General features: G+C 34.6%; 15 protein-coding genes. All 15 read left to right on the top strand.

Annotated features, from left to right (window positions below; translation table 11 throughout):
* Positions 1-2,007, top strand: coding sequence for a helicase HerA domain-containing protein (locus tag A5880_RS16060; protein ID WP_086331987.1), 2,007 nt, complete (start codon positions 1-3; stop codon positions 2,005-2,007).
* 415 nt (positions 2,008-2,422) lie between these two features.
* On the top strand, positions 2,423-2,917 hold the full coding sequence (locus A5880_RS16065; protein WP_086331988.1) for a molecular chaperone DnaJ: 495 nt from the start codon (positions 2,423-2,425) through the stop codon (positions 2,915-2,917).
* A gap of 22 nt (positions 2,918-2,939) precedes the next feature.
* A complete protein-coding gene (locus A5880_RS16070; protein ID WP_086331989.1) occupies positions 2,940-3,200 on the top strand; it encodes a hypothetical protein in 261 nt (86 codons plus the stop codon).
* Positions 3,201-3,215: 15 nt separating this feature from the next.
* Positions 3,216-3,752: a single-stranded DNA-binding protein gene (locus A5880_RS16075; protein WP_086331990.1), complete on the top strand. Its 537-nt coding sequence runs from the start codon at positions 3,216-3,218 to the stop codon at positions 3,750-3,752.
* 36 nt (positions 3,753-3,788) lie between these two features.
* Entirely contained in the window at positions 3,789-3,992 is a 204-nt protein-coding gene (locus tag A5880_RS16080) for a hypothetical protein (RefSeq protein ID WP_086331991.1), read from the top strand.
* Between the two features lie 62 nt (positions 3,993-4,054).
* Positions 4,055-4,345 carry a hypothetical protein gene (locus A5880_RS16085; RefSeq protein WP_086331992.1) on the top strand — a complete coding sequence of 97 codons (291 nt, stop codon included), beginning with the start codon at positions 4,055-4,057 and terminating at the stop codon, positions 4,343-4,345.
* 126 nt (positions 4,346-4,471) lie between these two features.
* Complete coding sequence (locus tag A5880_RS16090) at positions 4,472-5,092, top strand: DNA/RNA non-specific endonuclease (RefSeq protein ID WP_086332002.1); 621 nt, start codon at positions 4,472-4,474, stop codon at positions 5,090-5,092.
* 14 nt (positions 5,093-5,106) lie between these two features.
* Complete coding sequence (locus tag A5880_RS16095) at positions 5,107-5,505, top strand: hypothetical protein (protein ID WP_086331993.1); 399 nt, start codon at positions 5,107-5,109, stop codon at positions 5,503-5,505.
* A complete protein-coding gene (locus A5880_RS16100; RefSeq protein WP_086331994.1) occupies positions 5,495-5,731 on the top strand; it encodes a hypothetical protein in 237 nt (78 codons plus the stop codon). Before A5880_RS16095 ends, A5880_RS16100 begins: the two co-directional genes overlap by 11 nt.
* A gap of 321 nt (positions 5,732-6,052) precedes the next feature.
* Positions 6,053-6,496, top strand: coding sequence for a helix-turn-helix domain-containing protein (locus A5880_RS16105; RefSeq protein WP_086331995.1), 444 nt, complete (start codon positions 6,053-6,055; stop codon positions 6,494-6,496).
* Between the two features lie 13 nt (positions 6,497-6,509).
* Complete coding sequence (locus tag A5880_RS16110; RefSeq protein ID WP_086331996.1) at positions 6,510-6,737, top strand: hypothetical protein; 228 nt, start codon at positions 6,510-6,512, stop codon at positions 6,735-6,737.
* Between the two features lie 32 nt (positions 6,738-6,769).
* Positions 6,770-6,991, top strand: a complete 222-nt coding sequence (locus A5880_RS16115) for a hypothetical protein (protein ID WP_086331997.1) — start codon at positions 6,770-6,772, stop codon at positions 6,989-6,991.
* 37 nt (positions 6,992-7,028) lie between these two features.
* Positions 7,029-7,301, top strand: a complete 273-nt coding sequence (locus A5880_RS16120) for a hypothetical protein (RefSeq protein WP_086331998.1) — start codon at positions 7,029-7,031, stop codon at positions 7,299-7,301.
* Between the two features lie 39 nt (positions 7,302-7,340).
* Positions 7,341-7,574 carry a hypothetical protein gene (locus tag A5880_RS16125; protein WP_086331999.1) on the top strand — a complete coding sequence of 78 codons (234 nt, stop codon included), beginning with the start codon at positions 7,341-7,343 and terminating at the stop codon, positions 7,572-7,574.
* 459 nt (positions 7,575-8,033) lie between these two features.
* The coding region (locus A5880_RS16130) for a recombinase family protein (protein ID WP_336577255.1) at positions 8,034-8,209 on the top strand (176 nt) is incomplete at its 3' end.

Raw genomic sequence — 8,209 nt, forward strand, 5'->3', positions numbered from 1 at the left:
ATGAGAGAAGAAGAGAAACTGGATTTTTTGGGAATAGATAAAGAAAGTCCTCAAACTAAAAATGAAATGGGGTTAGTTTTCGGCTTTGCTGTAGCTGGTGCAGGAACACTGTTCTTTTTATTGCCTGTATTCATTCTTACGCTACTACTTGCTTATTTTTTACACCGAAAATTTCCTCTAAAAATAGAATGGCTTCTATTTTTCGGGTTCACAATACCATTAGCTTTAGGAATCATGGAATTTGGCTATCAACCGCTATTACAGTTTGGGGTCATATGGCAAGGAATAATTCCAAAAGCTGTATTATTTTTTGAAAACTTTGTACAGGACGGCCAACCATTTCAGTTAACGTCTCAAAGTTACATTCTAGGATCTCTATTGACTGGTAGTTTAACTAGTCTTTTTTTATTGTTATCAAGAAGGCTTAAAAAGACCTGGTTAACTAAAGAAAAAGAGCAAAAGAAAACAGACTATGTAGAGAGTGATAAATTTAAGAAGTTTTTTAAACAAAAAGATCCCATTTTAGAAAAAGAACAAGAAAAATACCGTCAATCTGATAACAAACGTGTCTACATTGGCATGAGTATAAAGAAAATAAATGAGTATCTAGATATTAAAAACTTTTTCACGCATTGTTTGATACAAGGAACAACAGGCAGCGGTAAAACAACATTAATGTATGCCATTTTAGAAGGAGCATTACGTCAAGGGCTAGGTGGTATCTTCATTGATGGAAAAGGTGATGTCAACACTGAACGTGATCTACAGAAATTGGCCGATGCTTATGGGAAAAAACTTGTTGTTTTTTCTGAACGAAGTAAGATTCACTACAACCCTGTAAAATATGGAAAACCTACAGCTGTTAAAGACCGTTTAATGGCCGTTATGGACTGGAGCGAATCGTTTTACGAAAAAGAAAGTGAAAATATGCTTCAAATGATTATTTCTTTTATTCAAGAATATATCGGCATAGAAAACTCAAGAACTAACGATGAACGTTCACCAAGTCAGGGAAAACGGTTAAAAATGGATTTAGAAACAATTCATCGATTTTTAGATTTGAACGAAATTGCAAACTATTTATTCCTGGAGCAAGCAGAAGAATATATCGCAGATTGTGACAAAGCCAAAGATAAAAAAGCGACAGGTAAAACATTGACACAAAAAGACCTACCCCTTGCAGGACAAGAAGATTCAGTACATGGGAAATACATTAAATATTTTTTCAAACTAGACGAATTGACCTACAGCGATCTTGAAGAAATTCAAGAAATGAAGGGTGAAACAGTTAAACTGATCCGTGGATTGAGAACGCAATTAGAATTACTGATCTATTCAGATTTTGGGAATAAGTTTGTAGAATCAGAAGATCCTGATTTGAATTTAGATATTTTGAATGAAATTCGACAAGGACACATTGTTCTATTGGCATTCAGTGCAACAACTTATTCCAGCTTCATTCAAATTTTAGGCCGCTTTGTTGTGGGGGACGTCGGTTTTTGTGTGGCGCAGCTGCATAATAGTGATCCGAACTTTAAAGGAGCATTAGGCCTATTTGATGAATTTGGAAGCTATGCGAATGAACGTATTCTTACAATTCTATCACAGGCTAGAAGTGCCTTGTTAGGTGCAGTTCTAGGGATTCAATCGATCTCTGATTTAGTAACACCATTTCAGGATCTAACAGGCCGAATCATTGATAATGTGAATTTGTTCTTCTTAGGCAGAACAAATTACGCACCGAATGCTGAAATGAGTGCTAAAACAGTTGGTACGTATAAAGATATTGACAGAACAGTTATGACCGAGAACCAGGGCGGCTTACTCTCACGGATTGAAACAAAGGGAGAACGTGGAACCGTCAGAAACGTGCGTAAATTCTGGTTTGAACCCGATGAAGTCAAAGACTTACCAAATTACACCTTTTACATGAATGACAAGACCAGGAACACGCTAGAGCCATACAAAGAAAAAGTATTCATTAGAAATACCATGCAGGGCTTATAAACAAAGGTCAAAAGAAAAATCAAAACAAAAGGTCAAAACCGAACACTAGATAAATCTAGTGTTTATTTTTGTCAAACCCAATCATTCGTTCCTTCTCTATCGCTTTTTTACGTTCCAATTTCGATAGGCTGTAAAGTTCATTTGCTGAAGGGCGGTTATAGCCCATTTTTTTCGATTTGAAAAGGGTATATAAACGAGCAAGCTCGCCCTTTTCAAATCAAAAAAAACAGGCTAGGACATAACCACAGCAAACGACCTAACAGCCTAAACGAAATAGGAACTAACTAAAAAAAAGGAAGTGAGTAGTCTCTCATTCAATGACAAAAATTGAAAATCAAAAGATTCCAGCTTCACTCCCAAAACGCCTGCCGAAATAGGTTTCAAAAACATAAAAAAGCGAAAGAAGGAACGAAAAATGACAAAGTATATTAACGATGTATCAACTTTAGAAGAATTGAAGAAAGTTTACAAAAAATTAGCTTTTCAGCACCACCCAGACCGTGGGGGCGATGAAGAAGTAATGAAAAAAATCAACAATGAGTATGACGAACTTTTTGAACAACTGAAAAATACTCATAAAGATAAAGATGGTGAATTCTACACTAAAGAAACAAAAGAAACACCTGAAGAATTCCGTCAACTGATCTATCAACTTTTAGCCTTAGAAATGGTTAGCGTTTCTGTTGAAATCATCGGCTCGTTTATATGGGTTTCAGGCAATACTAAGCCTTACAAGGATCAACTAAAAGAACTAGGTTTACGCTGGAGCAGTAAAAAATTATCATGGTACAAATCGCCTGAAGGGTACAAACGTTACGGCAAAAAAAATTATGGCATGAATGAGATTCGTCAAATGTACGGATCACAACGAGTAAATGAAGAAAAAAAACAGAAGCTGGTTACAAACTAGCTTGTAGAAAGGAGTTAGCAACATGAACGAACAAGTAATATGTGGGTTATGGTCGGCAAGTGAATCACTTGCCAACCGTACTCCACTGAATAAACAGGAATCAGAAGCCGTAAGTTACCTTCTTAAACAGTTACTAGGTGATTTGATCCCAACAGTGCGAGAGTACAAAAACTGTCAAGAAGCTGTTAAAAACATGAAAAAATGTACCACTCTTGAACAAAAGCAACACTTTGAGCCAACTATTGTAAAGTATGAACAAAAATATTCATTAATTAAAAAATAGAAAAGAGGAATTAACATGATGAACATTAGCTTAGTAGGAAGATTAACAAAACAAGTAGAACTGAAAAAATTTCCGAGCGAAAAGGGTGAGACAATTATATCTAATGGAACAATTGCAGTAAAAAGAAAAAAATATAACAAGAGAAAAGGAGAACGTGAAACAACATTCATTAACTTTCAAGCATGGGGGAAAGATGCAAGTACATTGGCAGATTATACCGCTAAAGGATCACTAATTGAACTCACAGGAGATCTTATCAACAATAATTACACGGACAAAAACAAAATAGAGCGATACGAATTAGTTTTTGAGGTAGATAATTTAGAATTGCTTGAAACTAAAGCCGATACTGAAAGAAGACAGGCACAACAGCAGCAACAACCGAATTTAGATAGTCACCAGCCTACATTGTATGAACAGCAATATCAGCAACAAAACCAATATCAAGAAGCGTTTAACCGTGCAAGCGATCAACAAGAGGCAGGCAATCAGTATCAGCAGCAGCCTATTGATGGTATGAACCAATACGGCGGAAATACGTATCATCAATAAAATACGAGCTTTTGAAAAGAGAAAGGACAATGAAAAATGAGTCTTACAGCAAACAATGAACAAGTAAAAAATGATCTTAGAACGTGGGAAGAAGAACACCGAGGGCATACAGGATTGTTTGATGACGATTTGATGCAAATTGAAGAATTTACACAAGATCCAATGTTTAAGGATTTAACAGTATTTGAAAAAGAAACGATCAAATTGAATCTAGTACATTTTTTAACACAGGTTGTCTAAACAGTATAGGAAGGCTGCTTCAGTAGTCTTCCTATAAAACATAACTAAAGGGGGTAAAAAAAATGAATATTTTCTATTGTGAAGCTAGGTTATCCACGATCAAGAAAAAAAGTGATGCAGCCGAAATTTTAATACTACTTAGGGATCAAGAGTCTTCTATTCGTTATTTTGCTAAAGGGAGCACAACAAAAATAGAACCTTGTAAGAACAAAGGGCGAATGAATTCATTTGATTACACGCTAATTACGTCAAGCAATCCATTGTTAAATGTAACGGTTGTTTTATCTGAATCTGAAGCAATCGACCAGCTTTGGAAAGATAGAAAATACTATAACATGAAATCTCGTGATTAAAGGGAGAAGAATATGAGAAGAAAGTTTAAAAAATGGTGGCTGCTACTTTTAGCAGTCACCACCACTATAAGTGGGTGTGCAGGAGCGAATGAGCTAAAGATATTTATTAATGATACAGCACAAGAAATGGAAGAAACGTGGCACCAGAAGCAAACTTCAGCTACAGAAATACCATTAGAATATGATGGAAGTTATCAGGAAATTGTACTAAATGACAATATACCTAATTTTACCACCGATGACTTATCATTTTCATCTGGTGTGTGGCAAACCTTTTCAGATTTAGATTCACTGAACAGGGTAGGAGTAGCAAATGCTTTGATTGGATCTGAATCATTTCCAACTGAAAAAAGAGATCCAAGACTGACTGTAAAGCCGACTGGATGGAAACAACAGAGAACAGGACGAGGTTCAAATGATTGGTTATACAATCGTTCACATTTGATAGGGTTTCAAATGACAGGCGAAAATGATAACCCTAAAAACCTTATGACTGGTACAAGACAATTTAATGATCCTCACATGGTAAATTACGAAAATCAGATCATGGACTATATCAGACAAACAGGTAATCATGTCCGTTATCGAGTTACGCCACACTTCGTTGAAAATGAGCTGGTAGCAAGAGGAATACAGATTGAAGCTCAAGGAATAGAAAGTTCCGATTTCGCCTTTAACATTTATATATTCAACGTGCAAGATGGTTACACGATCGACTATATTACAGGACAAGCAACTAAAAATTAAAAGGGAGTGTTTACATGGTTTTACCAGTAGGAGATTTAAAAATAATTGAGTTAAGCGCAGATTATCAAGAGTTAAAAAAAGAAATCAGTGGATTGTCAAAATCAACATTTTCAACGAGTTTAAACTTTCTGAAAATTATTAAGCTCTATAAAAAAATGGATCAAGTATCTAATGCATTGATTCAAGAAAACGAAAAAAATGCTAGACTTTATTTTTCTGAAATGTCTGAACTCAATCAAAAGATAGCGCAAGATAATTCCAAAGAAAAAAGCGCGGATGAAGAAGAAGCGGAAGACTTTGGCAACTGTGAAGAATGTGGTTGTGAGTTGTCTTATTTGCCAAATGCTGGATGGGGTGTTGGTTATGTTTGCGCTTCTTGTGCAAGAGAGCTTAGAGGTGAAAATGAATACTAAAAATCATGAGCTAGAGAAAGCACAAACACTGTATTGTGAAAAAATCGGAATTAGAGATTCAAAACGGATAGGGGATCACATGATTTATTATGCGTCTTATCCTTCAGTCGGAAAGGATAAAGCGATCACCTACAAAGTGACGGTAAACCTTGAGAGATTTGAAGAAGTAGAACGTCAGCAATTAAAAAGATACTACAAAAAAGGAGAAATCAACAAGCGTTTATAATGCTTGTTGATTTCTCCTTATTTTAATATTAAGTGAATGATGCAGCATTGTAAATTTTAAAAAGGATCGTTCGTAAAATGGAAGAAAATTCTCCGACTGCAGCTGCGGATCTTCCAGGTTATTTTTTCTAAAAGCGAACAGTAAAAATTCCTGAAGCTGAAAATAGTTCGTCTTTTCAAAAAGGATCGATAGCTGCATGCATGAGATCAAAAAAAATGAAAAAAGTTCTTGATTAATTGTAAAAAACGCTTCACAAATAACCTTATATAATGTATAATTAATTTATACATTATATAAGGTTATTTGATTGGGAGTGATTAGTTGAATTTGAAAGAGTTAGGTATCATGACGTTTCCTGAAGCAAGTGAAAGATGGAATAAAGAACGTACTTATGTTTTGCAGCAATATAATAATTATCCTGAAAAGTTCCTTGAGGGAACTTTTACTAAGATAGGGAACGGAAAAGGAACGCAAATCATAAGTAGAGAAGGTATGGAGTATCTAACTGGTATGACGGAACAAGAAGCAAATAATGAAGTATGGAAAATAATTGTTTTGCAGGACTCTAATATTGTAAATGAAAAAATTGCTACTTCAGAAAAAAAAGCTTACTTACAATATTCAAAACTTGTACGAGATTACTTAGAATGGACAGGTGTTTCTATAAAAGATATTCCAAAGCTAACGTACTTAGATAAGGCTCAAAAGAATCGTGGAATCAAATTTGACTTTGGCACAGTTATTTACTATAAAAAAGAAAAATGAAGGAGGATGAATGATGAAAAGAATGTTAAGTGAGATTGAATCAGATTTCAATGAGATCAAAAATCAGAAAGGCTCATACAATAGGAATTTGGTACTCGTAGAATTAATGAATGAACTAGAAAAACATTACACAACAATGATGATTTATGAAACTGAAGAGCAGCTGCAAGCAGAATTAAAAAATAATGCTGCCATGAGATTATACAGGGAAATTTCTTTTGCTAGGACAGATGAGGACTAGTCTCAAAAAGGATAAGAAAGAAGGTTTGTAAAATGTTTGAACAAAACGAAAACTATGAGTTATTTCAATTTTTACGACTGTTTGAAGAACAAGAAAAAAACTATTCTGAAATGAATGAAGATGATGTTCAAGATACAAAAATTCGTATGAGGGAATTAAAAAAAGAAATCGAAAAAAGAGAATTATCTATTGAAAGCGGTAAGGCAGCATTGATAGATTTGGAAACAAATTTTAATGAAAACAACTATCTGTAAAATTAATTCCCAAAAAGGATCAGTAGGAGGTAAAGGAATGATTGATAGTAAAAATCAATGGAAAAGGTCACTAGTAGAGTTTTTACTCTTATTTGTTATTTATGAGGTAGTGTTACTTTTTGAAGTATTTGTAATAATAAAAATGATTGTTTTACAGGCGGTCAATCCTCCAATTATTGGATTTATGTTTGAGAATGTAAAAGAAGGTATACGCCAAATTAATTTCATAGATTTCTTGGATAATGGTAAAGGGTTATGCGTGCTGCTTACATTCTTTTCAACAGTTTTAGCTTTGGGATCGATGGATTAAAAGATTGATTCCCAATAACGATTGAAAAAGGGTAGTGAAATGATTTTTAAGCAAAGAAGTGAACAAGAGAAGCAAATTAAAAAAATTGAACGTGAATTATTGAAACTTAAACGTAAACGGGACTCTCTACAACCTAGAGTAAAAACTACTTTATTCTTTAAAAAAGAAGTAGAAGAAGTTGTCCCAGTATCTCAATATGAAGAAGTACAGAAAATAACTACTAAGATTACTGAATTAGAAGATAAATTAGTGGTTCTCAAAAAGGATCGGTAACTGTTCAATAAGGTATACTCTATTGAACAGTTAGGGAATGCCGAAAAATCAAGATTTCTACCTGTTCAATAGAGTTGTTCAAAATTAATAATGAAAAACACCATTTTTCGAGATTATGTTATAATAGAAAAGTAGAAAGTTTATGACGGTGGCAATTTCTCTATAAAGGGGGAATGCCTATGTTTTTCATTGTTTGCTTTTTCCCTAGAAGGGAGTAGCCTTGTCTGTTTATGAAGCATTAATGTTTGCGATAGCATTCGCAACGTTAATACTGAAGATCAGCAACAAAAACAATAAAAAATAGACCGTCATAACCTTTGGCTGGGTTGATGGTCTATTTTGCCTATATTACCTAAGCTACCGTCTTAAACGGGCTACATGAGGGCGTATGTCGAGTACGTCCTCTTTTCGTATTCAGTATAACAGAATTAAGCTAATAAATCCAGTGGAGGGCTATATATGTCAAAGATTGGTTATGCACGTGTCAGCAGCAAAGAACAGAACTTAGATCGGCAGCTGGTTGCGTTAGAGGGCGTTTCTAAGGTCTTTTCGGACAAGTTAAGCGGACAAGACACCAAACGGCCGCAATTAAAAGCGATGCTTGATTATATCCGAGACGGTGATATTGTCGTTGT

This window comes from Enterococcus sp. 4G2_DIV0659, assembly GCF_002140715.2.
GTDB classification, from domain to species: domain Bacteria; phylum Bacillota; class Bacilli; order Lactobacillales; family Enterococcaceae; genus Enterococcus_L; species Enterococcus_L mansonii.

Excerpts from the sequence above, each read along its gene's own strand:
- A5880_RS16080 (WP_086331991.1), top strand. The coding sequence starts at position 3,789 with ATGAGTCTTACAGCAAACAATGAACAAGTAAAAAATGATCTTAGAACG.
- A5880_RS16090 (WP_086332002.1), top strand. The coding sequence starts at position 4,472 with ATGGAAGAAACGTGGCACCAGAAGCAAACTTCAGCTACAGAAATACCA.
- A5880_RS16125 (WP_086331999.1), top strand. The coding sequence starts at position 7,341 with ATGATTTTTAAGCAAAGAAGTGAACAAGAGAAGCAAATTAAAAAAATT.
- A5880_RS16120 (WP_086331998.1), top strand. The coding sequence starts at position 7,029 with ATGATTGATAGTAAAAATCAATGGAAAAGGTCACTAGTAGAGTTTTTA.
- A5880_RS16115 (WP_086331997.1), top strand. The coding sequence starts at position 6,770 with ATGTTTGAACAAAACGAAAACTATGAGTTATTTCAATTTTTACGACTG.
- A5880_RS16110 (WP_086331996.1), top strand. The coding sequence starts at position 6,510 with ATGAAAAGAATGTTAAGTGAGATTGAATCAGATTTCAATGAGATCAAA.
- A5880_RS16095 (WP_086331993.1), top strand. The coding sequence starts at position 5,107 with ATGGTTTTACCAGTAGGAGATTTAAAAATAATTGAGTTAAGCGCAGAT.
- A5880_RS16065 (WP_086331988.1), top strand. The coding sequence starts at position 2,423 with ATGACAAAGTATATTAACGATGTATCAACTTTAGAAGAATTGAAGAAA.
- A5880_RS16085 (WP_086331992.1), top strand. The coding sequence starts at position 4,055 with ATGAATATTTTCTATTGTGAAGCTAGGTTATCCACGATCAAGAAAAAA.
- A5880_RS16075 (WP_086331990.1), top strand. The coding sequence starts at position 3,216 with ATGATGAACATTAGCTTAGTAGGAAGATTAACAAAACAAGTAGAACTG.
- A5880_RS16070 (WP_086331989.1), top strand. The coding sequence starts at position 2,940 with ATGAACGAACAAGTAATATGTGGGTTATGGTCGGCAAGTGAATCACTT.
- A5880_RS16100 (WP_086331994.1), top strand. The coding sequence starts at position 5,495 with ATGAATACTAAAAATCATGAGCTAGAGAAAGCACAAACACTGTATTGT.
- A5880_RS16060 (WP_086331987.1), top strand. The coding sequence starts at position 1 with ATGAGAGAAGAAGAGAAACTGGATTTTTTGGGAATAGATAAAGAAAGT.